Source organism: Bacillus sp. PK6-013 (assembly GCF_054161445.1).
On the sequence record NZ_CP096417.1, the window covers coordinates 2,395,942 to 2,413,509 of the forward strand.

General features: G+C 46.1%; 23 protein-coding genes and 1 pseudogene. 8 read left to right on the forward strand and 16 right to left on the reverse strand.

Annotation, left to right across the window (positions count from 1 at the left end):
- Position 1: 1 nt before the first annotated feature.
- The 3 genes from M1E03_RS12050 to sufU all read right to left on the reverse strand — a co-directional run bounded on the left by M1E03_RS12050 (position 2) and on the right by sufU (position 1,702).
- The gene (locus M1E03_RS12050) at positions 2-667 is read right to left on the reverse strand and encodes a GntR family transcriptional regulator (RefSeq protein WP_198941257.1); all 666 of its coding nucleotides are present in this window, start codon (positions 665-667) and stop codon (positions 2-4) included.
- A gap of 44 nt (positions 668-711) precedes the next feature.
- The gene (locus M1E03_RS12055) at positions 712-1,176 is read right to left on the reverse strand and encodes a Fur family transcriptional regulator (protein WP_458110462.1); all 465 of its coding nucleotides are present in this window, start codon (positions 1,174-1,176) and stop codon (positions 712-714) included.
- Between the two features lie 94 nt (positions 1,177-1,270).
- The gene (gene sufU, locus M1E03_RS12060; protein WP_075213260.1) at positions 1,271-1,702 is read right to left on the reverse strand and encodes a Fe-S cluster assembly sulfur transfer protein SufU; all 432 of its coding nucleotides are present in this window, start codon (positions 1,700-1,702) and stop codon (positions 1,271-1,273) included.
- Between the two features lie 199 nt (positions 1,703-1,901).
- Here sufU and M1E03_RS12065 point away from each other — a divergent pair, with 199 nt between their 5' ends.
- A complete protein-coding gene (locus M1E03_RS12065; protein WP_079289119.1) occupies positions 1,902-2,702 on the forward strand; it encodes an MBL fold metallo-hydrolase in 801 nt (266 codons plus the stop codon).
- A gap of 18 nt (positions 2,703-2,720) precedes the next feature.
- On the opposite strand, the gene M1E03_RS12070 is transcribed toward M1E03_RS12065, so the two are convergent.
- From M1E03_RS12070 to M1E03_RS12105, 8 genes and pseudogenes are all read right to left on the reverse strand, one after another.
- Positions 2,721-3,338 carry a hypothetical protein gene (locus tag M1E03_RS12070; RefSeq protein WP_020451506.1) on the reverse strand — a complete coding sequence of 206 codons (618 nt, stop codon included), beginning with the start codon at positions 3,336-3,338 and terminating at the stop codon, positions 2,721-2,723.
- A 117-nt stretch (positions 3,339-3,455) separates the two neighbouring features.
- A complete protein-coding gene (gene nrdF / locus M1E03_RS12075; RefSeq protein ID WP_020451505.1) occupies positions 3,456-4,433 on the reverse strand; it encodes a class 1b ribonucleoside-diphosphate reductase subunit beta in 978 nt (325 codons plus the stop codon).
- Positions 4,434-4,453: 20 nt separating this feature from the next.
- Positions 4,454-6,556 (reverse strand): class 1b ribonucleoside-diphosphate reductase subunit alpha, encoded by a 2,103-nt coding sequence (nrdE, locus tag M1E03_RS12080; protein WP_020451504.1) that lies wholly within the window; start codon positions 6,554-6,556, stop codon positions 4,454-4,456.
- A complete protein-coding gene (gene nrdI / locus M1E03_RS12085) occupies positions 6,513-6,908 on the reverse strand; it encodes a class Ib ribonucleoside-diphosphate reductase assembly flavoprotein NrdI (RefSeq protein WP_020451503.1) in 396 nt (131 codons plus the stop codon). The genes nrdE and nrdI overlap by 44 nt, the downstream gene beginning before the upstream one ends.
- A gap of 250 nt (positions 6,909-7,158) precedes the next feature.
- Positions 7,159-7,371 (reverse strand): hypothetical protein, encoded by a 213-nt coding sequence (locus tag M1E03_RS12090; RefSeq protein ID WP_020451502.1) that lies wholly within the window; start codon positions 7,369-7,371, stop codon positions 7,159-7,161.
- 324 nt (positions 7,372-7,695) lie between these two features.
- A pseudogene (hfq, locus tag M1E03_RS12095) lies at positions 7,696-7,918 on the reverse strand (RNA chaperone Hfq).
- A 41-nt stretch (positions 7,919-7,959) separates the two neighbouring features.
- Positions 7,960-8,904, reverse strand: coding sequence for a tRNA (adenosine(37)-N6)-dimethylallyltransferase MiaA (miaA, locus tag M1E03_RS12100; protein WP_026579701.1), 945 nt, complete (start codon positions 8,902-8,904; stop codon positions 7,960-7,962).
- A 101-nt stretch (positions 8,905-9,005) separates the two neighbouring features.
- Entirely contained in the window at positions 9,006-9,404 is a 399-nt protein-coding gene (locus tag M1E03_RS12105; protein WP_026579702.1) for a YmaF family protein, read from the reverse strand.
- A gap of 124 nt (positions 9,405-9,528) precedes the next feature.
- On the opposite strand from M1E03_RS12105, the gene M1E03_RS12110 reads away from it, so the two are divergent.
- The 3 genes from M1E03_RS12110 to erbB all read left to right on the forward strand — a co-directional run bounded on the left by M1E03_RS12110 (position 9,529) and on the right by erbB (position 10,835).
- On the forward strand, positions 9,529-9,750 hold the full coding sequence (locus M1E03_RS12110) for a hypothetical protein (RefSeq protein WP_020451497.1): 222 nt from the start codon (positions 9,529-9,531) through the stop codon (positions 9,748-9,750).
- A gap of 394 nt (positions 9,751-10,144) precedes the next feature.
- The gene (gene erbA, locus M1E03_RS12115) at positions 10,145-10,462 is read left to right on the forward strand and encodes an SMR family multidrug efflux transporter EbrA (RefSeq protein WP_023857655.1); all 318 of its coding nucleotides are present in this window, start codon (positions 10,145-10,147) and stop codon (positions 10,460-10,462) included.
- A 13-nt stretch (positions 10,463-10,475) separates the two neighbouring features.
- A complete protein-coding gene (gene erbB / locus M1E03_RS12120; RefSeq protein WP_023857656.1) occupies positions 10,476-10,835 on the forward strand; it encodes an SMR family multidrug efflux transporter EbrB in 360 nt (119 codons plus the stop codon).
- Here the strand turns inward: erbB and M1E03_RS12125 are convergent.
- Positions 10,832-11,287: an OsmC family protein gene (locus M1E03_RS12125; RefSeq protein ID WP_023857657.1), complete on the reverse strand. Its 456-nt coding sequence runs from the start codon at positions 11,285-11,287 to the stop codon at positions 10,832-10,834. The two genes, erbB and M1E03_RS12125, sit on opposite strands and share 4 nt — an antisense overlap.
- A 165-nt stretch (positions 11,288-11,452) precedes the next feature.
- Here M1E03_RS12125 and M1E03_RS12130 point away from each other — a divergent pair, with 165 nt between their 5' ends.
- Entirely contained in the window at positions 11,453-11,758 is a 306-nt protein-coding gene (locus M1E03_RS12130) for a hypothetical protein (protein ID WP_020451493.1), read from the forward strand.
- A gap of 54 nt (positions 11,759-11,812) precedes the next feature.
- Here the strand turns inward: M1E03_RS12130 and M1E03_RS12135 are convergent, their stop codons facing one another.
- From M1E03_RS12135 to M1E03_RS12145, 3 genes are all read right to left on the reverse strand, one after another.
- Entirely contained in the window at positions 11,813-12,664 is an 852-nt protein-coding gene (locus tag M1E03_RS12135; RefSeq protein ID WP_025811475.1) for an NmrA family NAD(P)-binding protein, read from the reverse strand.
- A gap of 17 nt (positions 12,665-12,681) precedes the next feature.
- Positions 12,682-13,098 (reverse strand): nuclear transport factor 2 family protein, encoded by a 417-nt coding sequence (locus tag M1E03_RS12140; RefSeq protein WP_020451491.1) that lies wholly within the window; start codon positions 13,096-13,098, stop codon positions 12,682-12,684.
- 88 nt (positions 13,099-13,186) lie between these two features.
- Entirely contained in the window at positions 13,187-13,771 is a 585-nt protein-coding gene (locus tag M1E03_RS12145; protein ID WP_020451490.1) for a TetR/AcrR family transcriptional regulator, read from the reverse strand.
- Positions 13,772-13,953: 182 nt separating this feature from the next.
- On the opposite strand from M1E03_RS12145, the gene M1E03_RS12150 reads away from it, so the two are divergent.
- The 3 genes from M1E03_RS12150 (at position 13,954) to M1E03_RS12160 (ending at position 15,821) form a co-directional block, all read left to right on the forward strand.
- Positions 13,954-15,213, forward strand: a complete 1,260-nt coding sequence (locus tag M1E03_RS12150; RefSeq protein ID WP_328037538.1) for a glycosyl hydrolase family 18 protein — start codon at positions 13,954-13,956, stop codon at positions 15,211-15,213.
- Positions 15,214-15,324: 111 nt separating this feature from the next.
- On the forward strand, positions 15,325-15,525 hold the full coding sequence (locus tag M1E03_RS12155; RefSeq protein WP_023857660.1) for a spore coat protein: 201 nt from the start codon (positions 15,325-15,327) through the stop codon (positions 15,523-15,525).
- Entirely contained in the window at positions 15,522-15,821 is a 300-nt protein-coding gene (locus tag M1E03_RS12160; RefSeq protein ID WP_020451487.1) for a spore coat protein, read from the forward strand. Before M1E03_RS12155 ends, M1E03_RS12160 begins: the two co-directional genes overlap by 4 nt.
- 44 nt (positions 15,822-15,865) lie before the next feature.
- Here M1E03_RS12160 and M1E03_RS12165 read toward each other — a convergent pair whose 3' ends face one another.
- On the reverse strand, positions 15,866-17,443 hold the full coding sequence (locus tag M1E03_RS12165; protein ID WP_020451486.1) for an APC family permease: 1,578 nt from the start codon (positions 17,441-17,443) through the stop codon (positions 15,866-15,868).
- Between the last annotated feature and the right edge of the window lie 125 nt (positions 17,444-17,568).

The following is a 17,568-nucleotide window of genomic DNA, read 5'->3' on the forward strand; positions in this document are numbered from 1 at the left end:
CTCACTCCTTTTCCTGATGTCCGGCCAATCGGTCTCCGAGACTGAGCCAGTTTTCCTCGGCAAGCTTGATGGCCGCATTCCGATCCCCCTGTCTGCAGGCATCGATGATGTTCTGATGCTGTTCGACAGATTTCAAGCTGCCGATCGAGGAAAACTGCGACATCTCAAGGCGGTAAATTTTTGAAGAAATTCTCTCCAATGCCCGGGTAATTTCCGGGTTTTTTGATGCTTGTAAAAACACCTCATGAAAAGCAGCATCCGAGTCGATTGCTTCGATAATGTCTTCTTTTTGAATCGCTTGCTGCAACGTTTGATTATGCGCCTCCAGTTGATCAAGGTCTGAATCCGTTAAAAAAGGAAACGACAGCTTGACAGCCAGCGCATGCAGTGCTGCAGTGACTGTAAAAGCATGTTCAGCTTCCTCGCGATTTAACGGTGCTACACGTGTTGCTGAACCCGGAACGGTTTCAACAAGTCCTTCATCTTCCAGGCGTTTGAGCGCCTCCCTGACAGGTGTGCGGCTAATGCCAAACTGCTCTGCAAGCTCCTGATCATGCAAGCGCTCCCCCGGCTTTAGTTCCAAATATACGATGGTGCGCTTCAGCGTTTGATACACTTCTTCCCGAAGCGAAATTCGTTTGATTCGTTTAATGTTATTTTTCATCATAAAACCAATATATCGGATTTTGGTTTTATGCACAACCAAATTTTTTATCTAATCCCTTTCTCTTTAGCGGCGTATTTTCTTTTCGCCTGGCAATCGTTGCAGATGCCGTACAGTTCCAATCGGTGATGTGTCACTTTAAATCCGGTCAGCCGTGCCGCAATGTCTTTTACTTTCTCCAGTTGCGGACAATGAAAATCGACGATCTTCCCGCATACGTCGCATATGACATGATCATGTTCCTCTAGAGCCAAATCAAAACGAAGCGGATCGGTAAACCCCATTTCTTTTATAAGGCCCTCTTGTTTAAAATAGCGGATGGTGTTGTATATCGTCGCTGTACTGACGGCAGGATATATCTCCCTCAATGATTGTTGAATTTCAGCTATTGTGGGGTGGTTCCTGTTGGCTAAAAAATAATGGTAGATAGCCAGCCGCTGCGGCGTCATTCGAATGCCTTTCCGTTTAAGCTGCGCCATTGCTTCCTGCTTTACATTCGTTTCGTTTTCCATACCTCTTTCGTCACTGCCCCTTTTTTCCCTTGAATCTTCCGATATTCTTTGCCCGGCGGCCTTAGAACCGGAGTGCTTTAGATGTGATGTTCATTTAATAAACGTTCTCCTTGATCCGATCGAGCGCCTGCCAAGGCATCAGGGCACAGTTATGACGGGCCCGCAACGGATGGACGCCAATCAGGGAAACGGCATCTCCCAGCAGATCCTCTTCCGGCTCTTCTCCTTTTCTGATCATATTTTCCATCGCTTCACGCATTAACCCGGCTTCTTTTAACGTCTTTCCTTTTATCAGTTCAGTCATGATTGATGAGGAAGCCATGCTGATGCTGCACCCATCTCCGATAAAAGCTGCGTCTTCGATCTTTTCATTTTTAATGTCGATAAACAAAGTCATCACATCACCGCATGTTGGATTTTTGTAATGGACGTAATACACGCCGTGTTTATCGATTTTTCGAAAATTTCGCCTGTATCTTGCATGATCCATAATGACGGACCGATACAGCTCTTCCAGTTTCGGCATGAAATGATGCTCCTTCCCTTTTAAACAGTTTATTTTGGTTGAAAGAACAAACGGATTTAGTTATACTTCCGTTATTAAATCGTAATAATTACGATTTAATAATAACCGATCAAGAAGCTCACCGCAAATGAAAAGACACAATGAAACTGCCTCTTCTAATAAAGAGACAGATCCAAACGCAAAGGGGGAAGGGTTTATTATGAAGGAGCCAGACCGCATTCAACTCGATTCTTTTCACATGACAATTTTATCTGATGGAGCATTTCGAGTTTCAAGGGATTTCTTTTTGGCGGGAGGAGACCCCCATGAAGCAGAACATTATCCTGAAGAATTTGAAGTAGCGCTGAACTTTATCTGTCTGGAAACAAACAGAAAACGGATACTGATTGATACGGGATTTGGCGAAACAGGCGGACAAGAAAGCGGGCACTTGATTCATCACCTGACACAGGCGGGAATTAAGCCTGATTCCATAGACTTTGTCATTTTGTCACACAGTCATTTAGATCATACGGGAGGTCTTCTGAATAACGGGATACCCGCTTTTCCAAACGCTGTTCATCTGATCAGTGAAGCAGAATGGCTGTACGCAAAACAAACGCCTGCCTCTGAACAGTTTCGCATTCTCTCCGCTGTCCGGCCGCTTCTGAAGCTGCTGACAGAAGATACCGAACTGCTTCCCGGACTGAAGCTGATCCATACGCCTGGACATACACCTGGACACTTGACTATTGAATTACAGACAAAAGACGGGGTCTGTCAGATCATCAATGACGTATTTCACATTCCCGAAAGCATTTCCAATCCAAAGCTGCGGGTTTCGCTTGAGCATGACCCTAAAGAGGGAGAAAAGACAAGAAGACTGCTGGCCCGGCAGGCTTATAACGGACAGGTCCTGCTCCACGGGTGTCATTTCCCCTACCCTGGTTTCGGGTTAATTGAAAAGCAGGGCTCACTTTTTCAATGGAAACCGGTCCAATACGAAAAGAAAACTCGCTGAATCAGCGAGTTTTCCAATTTAAACCAAGATATCAACGACAAACTGTGACCAAGATTCAAGTCTGTCATAGACGCTTTTATCTTTCAGATCACTGGCTTTCATCCACCGGCCGGCAATCTGCTCCTTTTCTTTAACTTCAACGTGTGCGCCCGGTTTTAATTCAAGCGCTGAAAGGATTCCGATATGTACTTTTCCGACGCTGTTTTCATCATCATTAATCAGTCCGAGCGTCACCATTTTTTCTTTATCTGATTCCTCAATCAGAAGCTCCTCATCAAGTTCACGGTCTGTGTTTAACTTCAGAATACCGGAAAAATCAAGCCCTTCGGCAAAGTTCATGTGGCCGCCGAAGCCGAGTGACAGCTTGTTGTGAAGCCGCGCTTCCCCTCCGCCTTCGAGCCGCTCGTATACAAATATTTCGTCTTCTCTTTTGATGACAACATAAGGGATCGGCTGTTTAAACGCAGGATCTTCTTCGGCGTCTCCCCTTCTCATTTCACTAAAGTGCTGTTCAATATGCGCCATGATCTTCCCGACCTTCTCACCGTCGCTGTTGACGCCTTGGAAGGTCAGCGTTTCATTTGCAAATACGTTTTCCCGCGGGACCACGAGAATGATTTCATCCATTTTTCCCATTGTATCCGTTTCCTCCTCAAAGTGAAAAGAGCAGATTCGTTCTGCTCTCATTTTGCCGTGTATCTATAACTGAAAGGCGGGGCTTGGGCGCGGATGCGCCCTTTTAGCCCGGCCGGCTTACTTATCGTCAAAGTAAAAATCGTCGTCTCTTATCGGTTCAACTGTTGCTTTTTTATAGCCGTTTCCTTTCATTGAGAAGAAGTCGTGTGACTTCGTTTTCGTATTCAACCCGTTCAACACAATCGGATTGATCTCTTCTTCTTCAAAATAAGCTTCAAAGCCAAGGTTCATCAGCGCTTTGTTGGCATTATAGCGGATGAACTTCTTCACGTCGTGTGAAAGGCCGACCTGGTCGTACAGATCTTCTGTATATTCAAGCTCATTTTCATAAAGCTCTTTTAATAGATCAATGGCAAACGCGTACAGCTCTTCTTTTTTCTCAGGTGTCTGCTGATTGTAAATTTCCTGAGCGAGCAGGCCGACATAGACGCCGTGAATCGCTTCGTCCCGCAAGATCAGGTTGATGATTTCGCCGCTTTGCATCAGCTTGCCCTGTCCGTAAAAATAAAGCGGGTAGTAGAAGCCGCTGTAAAACAGGAAGCTTTCTAAATAAACGGATGCGACCATCGCTTTAAACAGCGAAATTTTATCGCCCTGGCGGATTTTCTCATAGAGTCCGACAATGACCTGAGCTTTTTTCTGCAAATATTTGTTTTGTTTAACCCATTCAAAGACTTCGTTGATCGTCTCTGTCGGGGCAAGCGTCATGAAAATGTTTGAATAGGACTTGGCGTGGACCGCGTTTTCCATCATCGCCATGAAGTTCAGCACCGCTTTGCGCTGATGCCCTTCCACATGCTCAGCGACAAGGGGCATTCCCGTGTTCCCCTGCTCTGTATCGAGAAGCGTCAGCCCCGCGAGCACCTTCATGTATGTGTCCTGTTCATTTTTACCCAAGTACTTCCATGTCAGAAGATCTCCATTAAGCGCAATCTCTTCCGGAAGCCAAAATTGCTTCACATTTTGGTTGTAAAACATTTGGGTAAAATCATCTTCATGCTTTGACCAGTTTGCTGCATCATAAATTTTCGTCACTTTCGCATACTCTCCTTTAATCAAACGACACAAGAAAGGCAGCCTTCTTGCCCTGTATCCTTCGTTCTTGCATAGTAAAGTGTTTTGATTCCTTTATGGTGGGCATAAAGATCGATCCGGTTCAGATCGCGTGTCGTCATTGTATCTTTCAGGAACAATGTAAAGCTTATGCCTTGGTCAACGTGCTGCTGAATCGTCGAGATCATGTCGACAACTCTGAACATGTCCATATCATACGCTTCTTTATAGTAGAACCAGTTGCTCGGCGCAAGTCCAGGCATCGGATAGTACGTCTTGGAGTTGCCGTAAGTTCTTTCTTCAATCCGCTCCATGATCGGCATGACTGATGCCGTACTTGACTGTACATATGAAATGGACCCGGTCGGTGCGATGCACAGTCTGTAGCTGTGATACAATCCGTGTTCTTTGACAAACTGTTTCAGCTGTTCCCAGTCTTCTTTTGTCGGGATGTGCATGCCTTCAAAAAGCTTGGCCACTTTTTCGAATTTAGGCGAGAAATCTTGTGTAACATACTTTTCGAAGTATTCACCCGTTGCGTAAGCCGAACCTTCGTAGTTATGGTACGTCTCACCTTTTTCTTTGGCGATTTCGGCAGACCGTTCAATCGAGTAAAAGTTCATCATCATAAAGAAAGTGTTCGCGAAGTCCCTCGCTTCCTCACTTTCGTAGGCGATATTGTTCTGTGCCAGGAATCCGTGCAGGTTCATCGCTCCAAGGCCGATGGATTTCATCGCTTTGTTCGCTTTTTTGACCGCCGGTGCGTTCGTGATGTTCGTCGTTTCAGAAACGTGCGTCAGCGAATCGGTTGCAAGCTTAACCGTCTGCTCAAGCGATTTGTTTTTCATGACGTTCAATATGTTCAATGAACCAAGGTTGCAGGAGATGTCCAGGCCGATCTCATCTTCTTGACCGTAGTCTGTGTATGAAGAAACCTGTGAAGCCTGAAGAACCTCTGAGCAAAGGTTGGAAAATTTAACCTTGGAAATATGATTGTTCGCATGCGCGTTGTTGACATTGTCCTGGAACATAATGTACGGATATCCTGATTCCGATCTTAACATCGCAAGCTTTTCGAGCATCTTGCGCGGGTGGATTTTTTCTTTTTTGACGCGCGGATCTTCCACAAGCCGGTCGTACATCTCGTTCATATCCATTTCATCGAGGTGCTCGCCGTACGCTTTATAAACGGTGTGCGGATAGAATACGTATGCCGCTTTATCCTCTCTTGCAAGCTCGATGAATTTATCTGGAATGACGACTCCGATGGACAATGTTTTCACCCGGACATCCTCATCAGCGGAAATCTTCTTCGTATCGAGGAAATCGTTGATGTCGCGGTGGAAAATGTTTAAGTATGCAGCCCCTGAGCCTTGTCTTTGTCCCATCTGATCAGCGTAACGGAATGCGTTGTCAAGAAGCTTCATCACGCCGACAACGCCTTTTGTCGCGTTTTCGACGTCTTTGATCGCTTCGCCTTTCGCACGCAGTTTTGAAAGGTTCAACGATACGCCTCCGCCTAGCTTTGACAGCTGCATTGAAATATCAATCGCTCTCGAGATGTCGTTCAAGGAATCATTGACTTCCAAGAGGAAGCAGCTGACCAGCTCTCCGCGGCGTTTGCGGCCGGCATTTAAGAACGTCGGCGTGCTCGGCTGATACTCCTGGTTGATCATCATTCTGACGAATTCCTTCGCCTTCTCCTTATCCCCGTTTGCAAAAAATAAAGCTACGATAGAGATTCTGTCTTCATAGCGTTCAAGAATTTTTTTCTTGTCGTTTGTCTTCAGCGCATAGTCATTGTAAAACTTAAAAGCGCTCATAAAGGACGGGAATCTGAATTTTTTAGCGTAAGCCTCTTTGAACACTTCCTTGATTTCTTCGAACGTGTAGCGGCTTAAAAACTCTTCTTCATAGTAGTCATTCTTGATTAAGTAATCGATTTTCTCTTTCAGATCATGGAAAAATACCGTATTTTGGTTGATATAGTCTACAAAATAACTATGTACAGCTTCTTTATCTTTATCAAACTGGAATTTCCCGTCTTTTTGGATCATGATCTCATTGTTTAACTGGATCCATTTTGGCACTTGATTTTGTGACAATTCTTTCTACCTCCTGAGTAAACAGTTCAACGTCTTTGGCCGTCCCGCTGAGCTCAAATTTGCCGAGAATCGGAACCTGATACTGCTTCGAGATTTTTTCTGCGCTTTTCGCAAAATTGTCTCCCCACACTCTGTTTCCGCTTGCCGCAACTCCCAAAAGAAGATGGGCGTTTTTCTCAAGAAACATCTCAGTCGTTTTCGGAACTTCCCCAAACCCTGTCGTGTACGTGATCAAAACAAACGGTTCGTCTAGATACTCCTCTGTGCTGACTTTCCGTTTATTGCGAAAAGGCGTCTTATCCACAAAGCGCTGAACGTTTCCCGTTTTTGAATCAAATACGATCTGAATCATCATTATCACGACCTAGTAAAATTGTTTCCGAGTCTTTCAACTCGAACCTTACACAATATATAGTATACTATCATTCAAGAAAACACAATATATTGTGCTCAGGTTGATGAAAGTTCACAATTTGCTTCAGCTTAGGAGGCCTAAGGCCAAAGAAATATGAGTAGAATGAGAGCCGTTCGCTCATCCTACTCACAAACCGAAATCTATCATAACACGAAAAAAATTGAGTTAGTAGACTAGACTTTTTCGCTTATTTTTTGTAAGTGTCACAGCACTTGTTCTCGCATACCTCTTTAATATCGGCTTCGATGCCGAGTTCCTTAAGAACCGACTGAACAGCCGTCATGATCGACGCTTCCCTGACAAGTTCTTTTCCGTTGACGAGAATACTTGTGCCGTATTCATAGCAGGAATCATCTTCACACGTCTCTTCCCAATGGTTGATGACGATCTTAGGTTTCATTGTTCGCTCATTCCTTTTCATTTTCAAACTGAATTGATGTAAACACTACTTAGTTTAGCGATTAGATGCCGCTTTGTAAATTTGAATGCCTCGGTCTTTCACAGGACGTGATGACGGCGGCGTTTTAGACAGGATGTCCGGCAATTGGCCGCCGTTCCTTTTATTCCCAGACTCCTGCTCGGCAGGACCGGCAACGGCCGCAGTTGATTGTAAAGTCGCCTCGAAAACGACAAAATCCCAAAACAGTAAACAGTAAACTGTTTCAGGATTTTGTCAGGCAATCTGAAAAGACCATGCCAGGCATGGTCTTTTAGCCGTAAATCGCTATTCGAGTTCGAGTTGAACGTTTTTTTTGCGGTGCAAATGTGGAAATGGCATGTTTGTATATAAGCTGCTGCTTTCCTTCCGATTCAATCAACACTGTAAAGTTGTCAAATCCTTTTACTTGTCCGCGCAGCTGAAATCCATTCAGTAAAAAGACCGTGACAAATGTACTTTCTTTCCGAATCTGATTCAAAAACTGATCTTGAATATTTATCGATTTCATGTTTCTGGTCCTCCTTGTTTCTCTATACCATACTGTTTCGATTAAAGTTCGAGCTTTCCTGCTATGTAAGTGAAAATTTCCTGTTTTTTCTGCTCGATATTGACAGGGGGCGTCATGTCATACCAGGCGACATCCATTTGATTTCTGAACCATGTCAGCTGTCTTTTGGCGTAGCGTCTCGAATTCCGCTTCAACGTCTCAACCGCCTCTTCCAAGGACGCTCTGCCTTCAAGGTGCGCATAAAGCTCTTTGTACCCGATGGCCTGAACAGACTGGCAATTTCTTATGTTTTCATCATAAAGCTGTTTCACTTCATTCAGCAGCCCCTCATCCATCATCTGGTCTACGCGGCTGTTGATCCTGTCATACAGCACTTCCCGTTCCATCGTCAAACCGATGAGAGCCGTGGTGTATAACAGCTCTTTTCGCTGTCCTTCTATATGTTCAGACATCGTTTTTCCTGTCGTATGGAAAATTTCAAGCGCCCTGATGACCCTTCGTTTATTGTTTGGATGTATGGCTTTTGCCGCTCCGGGATCGCGCTCTTTCAAAAGACAGTGAACATATTCGGCTCCTCTCTTGTCAGAGAGCGCCTCCATCTCCGCTCGGAACTCAGGATCGCCCGCTTCCTCTGTGAATGAATAGTCATAAAGGACAGACTGGATATAGAGCCCTGTCCCCCCCACAATCATCGGAAGCTTCCCTCGCCTGCCAATCTCTGCGATTTTTTGTCTGACGATCTCCTGATATTCAGCAACCGAGAAAGATTCCGTCGGTTCTTTAATATCGATCAAGTGATGCGGAACCCCGTTCATTTCTTCTTCTTTAATTTTTGCTGTGCCGATATCCATTCTTTTGTAAATCTGCATCGAATCTCCGCTGATAATTTCCGCATTCAAATGCTCGGCCAGCATCACGCTTAATTTTGTTTTACCGACAGCGGTCGGTCCGATCAAAACGATGACCGGCGGTTTCGTTTTATTCACTGCTGATCACTCTCTTTAAACAAGCTCCTCCCATTATACCATTTCACGTTCAAAAACATCCATTTCATTTTACCCGTTTTCATTGCTTTCCAAACATTCCCTCACCACCCTATCGGCTCATTCCCCACAATTTCTCTAGTGGAACCTTTAAAAGTATGCCGGTGCCTCTCCTTTCTTCCATCGCTTACATACACGACTCCGCCAAATCTGATCGGGGGAGCCGCAGAATATGCCAGATAGGTCGTGCCCCCGATTTCATGATAGTGCGTGCCGTCCGCCCGCGGAATGGCGGGCCCCGTAATCGCGTAATACCTGTGATAATGTCCCTTATCGAAAGAAGTGATGCCGGAATAAAAATGAACGTGCCCATCTGTATTGCTCCCGTTTGCCGGCTGGGAAAAGCCTTCAATTAGGTGGTAATGGCCATTGGCAGTCGATGTTCTCGCCCTGTAAGCGTGGGCATGGGGAGGCGCTTTTGACCAATCCGACTGATACAGCATGTTTCATTCACTCCTTTTTAAGGGCGGCTTCACTAAAAAATACGACGGGCGCCCAAGCAAAAACGGCTGGGCAGAATACAGTGATGTTAGTCAGGTTTCATTTTATTATTGGAGGGATTTTTTTATGAATCATTTCGAGCACGCTCCTGTATATGGCGACGACAACCAGCGCATCATCGGCAGACCTTTCTTTGGCGGACCTTTTGGGCGCCCGTTTTTCGGCCCGCGTCCGTTTTTCGGTCCGGGCCCCTTCTTCGGAGGTTTTTTGGGCGGACTTACTGCCGGAGCGCTTCTCGGCCCTTGGGGATATCCGTATCCGCCGTATCCTTACTATCCTTTTTTCTGACAGATAAAGGCTCTTCCAGGGGCCTTTTTACATAACTTTTTTCTTGACTTAGAACTTTTGCATCAATTAAGATGGATTTTACCAACCGGTTAGTAATACGGGTTTTTTTTATGTCTAAAAAAGAAGAAATCTTTGAAGCGGCCTCATGACGATTGCGGAATACACCTTTAACACTTTAAGATCGTTTATGGGCTGCGTTTTTTGATATTCGAATGAAAACTAACTTTGTACAAGCGCCCTTGCTGCGGCAGCATGTCTTAAACCGCAGCGTGAGTTGTGTGAAAAGAGCGCTGGCAAATGGTCAAAGTCTTTTGTTTCAATTGGAACTGCTGGCTGACGAAGAGAAAGCTCTCCTTTTGAATCATGGAATAACATTGATAGAGGAGGATTTCATATGATTGCAGGCTACATTTTTCTAATGATCGCCATCTTGTCAGAAGCGGCGGCAGCCGCCATGCTGAAAATATCTGACGGGTTCGCGCGCTGGCGGCCGTCGGTTCTCGTAGTGATCGGCTACGGTCTCGCATTTTACATGATGTCGCTCACATTGCAGGTCATCCCGCTAAGCCTCTCCTATGCGACTTGGAGCGGAGCGGGCACCGTACTGACTGCAATCATCGGCGTCTTGTGGTTTCAAGAAAAGCTGAACCGGCGAAATATCGCCGGCATTATTTGTCTCGTGTCAGGCGTTGTCCTGATCAATCTGTCATAAGGAGGAGAATGTCATGAAAGGCATGATCTTTTTGGCGGCTGCCATTTTGTCCGAAGTATTCGGAAGCACGATGCTGAAGCTGTCAGAAGGCTTTAGCGCCCCCCTGCCCGCGGCCGGTGTCATGATCGGTTTTGCGGCTTCTTTTACGTTTCTGAGCTTTTCATTAAAAACACTGCCTTTATCTGCGGCTTATGCGACTTGGGCCGGCACCGGGACGGCTTTGACAGCTGCGATCGGGTATTTTATATTTCAGGAGCCATTCAATCTCAAAACTCTTATTGGGCTTGTATTGATCATCTGCGGCGTCTTTTTGCTCAATTCAAAGCATGCTGACGCCGCAGACCAAAAGGCTCAGCTCACGATCGAAATCTAATCCGCTTTGGAGACGACAATCTTCGGGTCTAATTCAATGGCGACATTGCCCTGAACCGCCCTTGATATCATACAGGATGTCTCCGCCTTTTCAGCCAGTCTTTCGGCAAGTTGGACCTCTTTTTCCGCCGCTTCTTTCGGAAGGCGGATCAGAGGTCTGTGAATGATTTTTTCGTACGTAAACACCCCGCCTGTCACATCGACAACAGCCTCGGATTCCATCGTCAGGCTCTCTTTTTCCAATCCGCTTCTTTCCATCATGGCTGCAAGCGTGATGATATAGCAAGTCGCAGCGGCGCCGAGCAGCATTTCGTCAGGGTTTGTCCCTGCCCCCGGACCGTCCATTTCCTTTGGAATTGAAATTTCTGTTTTTAAATTCCCGCTTTCAATCCTTCCGATGTCGTTACGTTTTCCAGGCCAGTCTGCCTGAAGGTAAAAATGATGTCTAGCCATAAAAAATACCTCCTTTTTTTATCCTGCTTAAAGTCTACCGGTATTTGACCTTTATGTCTGTTGATTTGCCTAAAAAACCGGTAAACCGTGACAGCCGTCTAACACACGGGGCATGAGCGGAACATAGAATACAACGAAAATCCGCGCAAGAAAGGACGAAAAGAAATGGAGAATGTAGAACATTTACAGCAGACACCGGCTCCCGAACAGCATATGCATATCCCCCAGTATCAGCACGCCGAAGCAGCCGTGCACCACATCAAATGCCCGTTGTTTCCGCACTTGAAACATAAGACGTTGTGCACAGTTGCGCCTTTTGTTCATTACGGTTTAAATGAAGCGCAAACCACTTCCTATCACCACGCCATGGAAGAAGTAGCGGCAATGGCTTATTTAATGGGCATGGGTATGGACCCTCACTTGGCCTACTGTACAGTTGAGTCATGGGAAATCAACGAAACATTCTACTAATTAGACTGAACGGTCAAAAATAAAGAGAAAAGACCGTTCAGTCTCAGGAACGAGTTAAAGCAGACGCCAGCGTCCGGCGTGTTCATTGGCGAAATCAGCCAGTGAACGCGGTTTTTTTCCCGTGATGCGTTCTACTGTATCTGTGATGCGGTTTTCTTTGCCATTCTTGATTTTCTCGTCTAGTTCCGACATGAATCCGGCATAATCGGGAGATAATCCTGCTTTTATATACCTTTCCCTCAAAGCGGACACTTCGACATTGACATGCCTGACGTCGCGGCCTGCCGCTCTGCCGATGATTGCCGCGGCTTCAGCATAACTCAAGGCTTCCGGCCCGGTCAAGATATGGCTCGTATTATGCGGCTTTTGATCAAGCAATGCGCGCACAGCCACTTCAGCAATATCGTCTGCCTCTATAAACCCGACTTTGCCGCTGCCTGACGCCGTGACGATTTCATTTTTCTTCCGAATCGAAGCGCCATGCTGATGGTCAAAATTCTGCATGAAATATGAAGGCTTTAGCACCGTCCATTCAGGAACATATCGCCTGACCGCGTGATGAAGCTTCCCGAATACGGGTCCGTCTTCATCAATAATGGCAGCGCTGAGCAGAACAATGCGGCGGACGCCGGATGCCGCTGCCATTTCCAAAAACGGCACAACGAGCGGCGACGGTTCGAATACACCGACAGGCGCAACCAAATACAATGAGTTCGTGTTTTTTAATGCGTCTCTGTAAGTTTTTTGATCATTCCAGTCAAAATACACATGTTCCGTTCCGGCCATTGCAGGCATTCTCCGGCTTGCGATCCGGACACCGGCCCCCAAACGTACAAGCCGTTTGGCGATTCGGCTTCCAGTCGTGCCGGTTCCGCCGGTAATCAATATTTTTTTCTCCACTTTTATCACTCCTTGTTACGTCATTAAAAAGTCTGCAGCCGTCCCCCGAACGATTCGATGACAGTCAGAGGATTCCAATAATCTTTGTAGTGGACAATTTTGCCCTCTTTCATGTTTACAAGGCTGATGTACTGTTGGTTATAAGGAAGCCCCGTCTCGCACACCGTGCCTTCACATTCAAATTCGACAGCTGCATAGCCCGTATTTGCCATTTGATGAATAGTGGGTGCTGTGAAGCGGACAATATCGATCTTTTCGGGAAAATCCTTTATATATTCGTAAATCGCCGACTTTCCTTCTAGTTTTTTAGGAAAACCTGGCGGTGCATATGGATGCTCAAACACCGCGTCTTGATCCCAAAGCTGTATCCACTTTTCCATATCCTTTTCGAGCATCGACTGCAAAAATTGTTCCATCACATCGGTTATCGTATGCGCCATTTTCTTTCCCCCATTATTTTTTTGACCACTTGGTCTAAAATAGTGATAAAAACGAGCGGCAGCCCATCTTCCTTGACGAAAAAATTCTTTAATCAAGAACAGACAGGCTGACATCGATCAAATCCTGAAGGGCGTCAAAGTCCCCCGTTAACTTCGCCTGAAACGTGAGCGACAGCCGGGTTTGATTTAAAAAACGGGCAACTGCTGAAAGATCTTGACCTCCCTTCTTTAGTTCCCCCTGTGACTCGGCCCGGACAAGCGCTTTGTAAAAGGCGGTTTCCAGTTGCTTTGTCTGCTTATCAAAGTATTCGGCAACCTCTTGATCACGGGGAATTTGTTCAATTGCACTGTTGATGATATAGCATGCCTTTGAGCGCTCGGGGTCTTTCAGAGCGTTTAAGCTTTCCTGAAAGATCTGCCGAACCGATTGCTTCACTGAGCCGGGGCTTTCAAGCCTGGCGATTACTTGAGCATTTTTATCATCAAGATATCTTGTAAGAGCGGCAATAAACAGATCCCGTTTCGTGCCGAATGTATTGTACAGACTTTGCCTGGCAATTCCCAGGCGGCTGAGCAGCTCTTGCATCGATGCGCCTTCATAGCCGAATTGGCCGAAAACCTCCATTGCTTTATGAAGGACGAGGGCGGTATCGAATTCTTTGCTTCTTCCCAAGCCTTTATCACCTCCTTTATTTGAAGAATACACTTTTTTAGATCGATCAGTCAAGAATTATCCGCTTCACGGATCTATTCACCATTCCGATTGAGAAAATCGGCGCATGATCCTTCAGCGCCGGTCATAGACATAGCATAAAACCCCTGTCACATACAGAGGAACAAAAGGAAGTGTGCCCGTTGTTTATTTATACGGTTCAGCCGGGAGATTCATTATTTGTCATCGGTGCCAGGTTCGGAATTTCGATTGACCAGATCCGATTGGTAAACGGGTTGGTCGAAACAAACATTGTCCCCGGACAGGCTCTTTTAATACCGCTTTATACATATACGGTTCAGCAGGGAGACAATTATGATTCGATTGCCCGCCGGACGTTTGTAACCGCCGAAGCATTGCAAAAAGCAAATCCGTCTGTAACGCCTGCCAATATGAGGCCGGGGATGAAAGTGACCATTCCGGAATTGCCGAAAAAACCGATCACCGCTTTAGGATATTACACATTGAGAAACCCAGGCTTAGACCAGGAATTGATTCATAATTTTGCCCCCTACGCCACATATCTGGCATTTTTTGAATACCATATTTCAAGCGACGGATCGTTAAGCGAGCTGAATGATTCACCGGCGGTACAAACGGCCTGGAGGCGGCGCGTTCCTCCCCTCATGACAGTCACCAATCTGACAGAAACAGGCTTTAGTCCGTCTCTTGCGCACCGCGTATTAAATCAGCCTGTCGTAAGAAACCGACTCATCGACAATATTGTTCAAACGATTTCCAGAAAAGGATATGCTGGCGTCAATATTGATTTCGAACAGATTGTGGAGGAAGACAGAGATTTATTTTCAGGTTTTCTCCGCCTGTTGAAAGAGCGGCTGAAGCCTTCCGGTTATGTGTTGACGGTTGCCGTTCCGCCGAAAACAAATGAAAATATCGCCTGGCTGAAAGGGTATGACTATGGCGGAATCGGCGCAGTGAGCGACCTTGTCTTTATCATGGCATACGACTGGCACCACGGAACAAGCGAACCCGGCCCCGTCGCTCCGATCAATGAAGTCCGGCAGACGATTCAATTTGCCCTTCGCCATATTCCAAAAGAAAAAATCATTCTCGGCTTTCCGCTTTACGGCTATAACTGGACGCTGCCCTATCAGCCTGGTACCGTATATCCGGGAATCGCCAACCAAGGCGCCGTTCAGCTCGCCATGAAGCACCAGGTACCGATTCAATATGATACAAAGTCTGAGTCCCCTTTTCTCCAATACACAGATGAACAAGGCAGAAGGCACATCATATGGTTTGAAGACGCACGCAGTATTGGAAAAAAACTGCAACTCATCATCGAATACGGACTTGGCGGCGGCGGTGTCTGGCAGCTCACGCTCAGTTTTCCGCAAGGAACCTGGCTCTTGACCAAATTCTTTCGCGTCAGAAAAGCCTGACAGCAACATGTAATTTATTGTAAAACAGCAAACAGAATAATCCCGCTAACGAACCTTGATACTAATGATGTGTCCTTCACACAATAACAAATCTGAAAGGAATGTTTGCAATTGAATAATGGGATTCATGAAACATTGGAACTGCATGAGCTGTTAATGTTTAAAAACCTTTGCCTGACTAAGTCATCAACAATGACGGGAATGGTGCAGGATCAAGAGCTTCGCGACATCTTGGAACGTGATGCTTCCCAAACAAAGCATCAGATCGAGCATTTGCAAGGACTGCTGTCAATGAGAGGTGAAACCGTATGAACGAATTCATCCAAAACATGACAGGAATGGGCGCGATGACTGAACAAGTGATAGCGACCGACTTTTTAATCTCAGCGAAAACCGGTGTCAAAAACATTGCCACTGCTATCACAGAAACATCTTCTCCAGAAGTGCGTGAAACGCTTAAGCAGTATTTAAACGACGCGATTGATACTCATGAACAGATCACAAACTATATGATGTCAAAAGGTTATTACCATCCTGCCAATTTATCTCAACAAATTCAAGTTGATACCAAAGCTGCCGAAACAGCTAAAGATCTTCCGCAACTGTAATGAAAACGTGAATCCCCCGCAGTCCATACGCGGGGGATTCTTATTTAAACGGTTTCTTCTTTTTTCTCATCATAATCAATGACTGCCTTTGGAAGGGCCGTATATTTCGCCCAGTAAAATACCGCAATCGATCCTGCTGCGATCAAGATTAAATCGACCGGCGTCCTCAATAGGCCCACTCCGTTACCGAATGAGCCGAGATACGACAAAATCAAGAGCATGACATAATAACCGACAATCCACCAGCTTGATTTAAGCTGCTGTGCAAACGAAACATCGTCTTGGGGAACATATTTTTTACACGCGCAATAAACGGCAAACATCACGAGCTGCGATCCGAGCAGCCATGACACGGTGTTCCAGCCTGACCAATAGACGATATACGACGCAAATACGAAGGAGACAGGAGCAATGACAGCCATCCCCTTGATTTGCAGAGGCTTGTTGAGCTGCTTGGCATTCACATTCAGCGCTGCCGCTGAAACCGGAGCAATCGCATAGGAAAGAATCAAGGCTACAGAGCAAACATTGACGAGCGCGTCCCAAGACGGAAAAGGAAGCGTCCAAAAAACGGCGAGCGCGAACGACAGCCACAACGACGGACGCGGAATTCCCGTCGATTTATTCACCTTGGCAAACACTTTGAACAACGTGCCGTTCCGCGCCCATGCATAAACCAAGCGCGACGTCGTATTCATAAAAATATTGCCGTTTCCGCCGGGTGATAAGATCGCATCCAGAACGACAAGAGTGGCAAGCCAGCCCATCCCAAGAAGCACCGCGATGTCTTTGAATGGAAGAGAAAATTCCTTGCCGATCGCTTTCCAGCCGTCATTCAGCATATCAGTCGGGATTGCTCCGATAAACACCACTTGCAGTATCGTATAAATGCAAGCCGAAACAATGATGCAAATCAGCAGAGCGACCGGGATGTTCCGCTGCGGATTTTTCACTTCACCAGCGACCGAAACGATCGGATGAAGACCGAGGTATGCAAACATCACCCCGCCGGTCGAAATGGACGCCTGCACCCCGTCAAAGCCAAACGGGGCAAATTCTCCCGCAAAGTTGGCCGACTTAAAATGGAATATCAATACGACAATGATCGTCAAAGGAACAAAATACTTAAAAACCGAAATGATTAAATTTGATTTCGCAAACGCTTTGACACTCCAATAATTGAGTAAAAAGAACAAACAAAGCAGCACAAACTGCAAAAGCCAGCCGATAATCGTCGGCGATTCAGAACCTTTTATCGTCAAACCGGGAAACCAATAAGCTACGTATTGCCTGACAGCGGTCACTTCGATTGAAATCAGGCTTGTATAGGCAACGATCGTGATAAATGAAATCAAGTATCCGACAAGGTGGCCGTGGGTATACACCGGATAGCGGATAATCCCGCCCGTCCGCGGCAAAGCAGCTCCCAGCTCGGCATAAACGAGGCCGATTAAAAGGATAATGACACCGCCGATAATCCACGAAAAGCTTCCCGCGGGCCCGGCTTTTGAAGCGACATTGCTGACGGCAAACAGCCAAGCCGAGCCGAATATCGCTCCCATGCCGATCAAAATCAGGTCAAGCAGAGAGATCGTTTTTTTGAAATTGCCCTGATTTGACAAATCACTTCCTCCTTTTTAATACATTTAATAGAAGGTAGTATGTTCAAAAAGCGCCTCTGTATACTTTTCCCGCTTCCTTTCGGCTGCAACAAAAAACCCGGAGATTTCCCGGGTTCCTTCATATG

Excerpts from the sequence above, each read along its gene's own strand:
- M1E03_RS12050 (WP_198941257.1), bottom strand. The coding sequence starts at position 667 with ATGATGAAAAATAACATTAAACGAATCAAACGAATTTCGCTTCGGGAA.
- M1E03_RS12055 (WP_458110462.1), bottom strand. The coding sequence starts at position 1,176 with ATGGAAAACGAAACGAATGTAAAGCAGGAAGCAATGGCGCAGCTTAAA.
- sufU (WP_075213260.1), bottom strand. The coding sequence starts at position 1,702 with ATGCCGAAACTGGAAGAGCTGTATCGGTCCGTCATTATGGATCATGCA.
- M1E03_RS12065 (WP_079289119.1), top strand. The coding sequence starts at position 1,902 with ATGAAGGAGCCAGACCGCATTCAACTCGATTCTTTTCACATGACAATT.
- M1E03_RS12070 (WP_020451506.1), bottom strand. The coding sequence starts at position 3,338 with ATGGGAAAAATGGATGAAATCATTCTCGTGGTCCCGCGGGAAAACGTA.
- nrdI (WP_020451503.1), bottom strand. The coding sequence starts at position 6,908 with ATGATTCAGATCGTATTTGATTCAAAAACGGGAAACGTTCAGCGCTTT.
- M1E03_RS12090 (WP_020451502.1), bottom strand. The coding sequence starts at position 7,371 with ATGAAACCTAAGATCGTCATCAACCATTGGGAAGAGACGTGTGAAGAT.
- M1E03_RS12105 (WP_026579702.1), bottom strand. The coding sequence starts at position 9,404 with ATGCTGTATCAGTCGGATTGGTCAAAAGCGCCTCCCCATGCCCACGCT.
- M1E03_RS12110 (WP_020451497.1), top strand. The coding sequence starts at position 9,529 with ATGAATCATTTCGAGCACGCTCCTGTATATGGCGACGACAACCAGCGC.
- erbA (WP_023857655.1), top strand. The coding sequence starts at position 10,145 with ATGATTGCAGGCTACATTTTTCTAATGATCGCCATCTTGTCAGAAGCG.
- erbB (WP_023857656.1), top strand. The coding sequence starts at position 10,476 with ATGAAAGGCATGATCTTTTTGGCGGCTGCCATTTTGTCCGAAGTATTC.
- M1E03_RS12125 (WP_023857657.1), bottom strand. The coding sequence starts at position 11,287 with ATGGCTAGACATCATTTTTACCTTCAGGCAGACTGGCCTGGAAAACGT.
- M1E03_RS12130 (WP_020451493.1), top strand. The coding sequence starts at position 11,453 with ATGGAGAATGTAGAACATTTACAGCAGACACCGGCTCCCGAACAGCAT.
- M1E03_RS12140 (WP_020451491.1), bottom strand. The coding sequence starts at position 13,098 with ATGGCGCATACGATAACCGATGTGATGGAACAATTTTTGCAGTCGATG.
- M1E03_RS12160 (WP_020451487.1), top strand. The coding sequence starts at position 15,522 with ATGAACGAATTCATCCAAAACATGACAGGAATGGGCGCGATGACTGAA.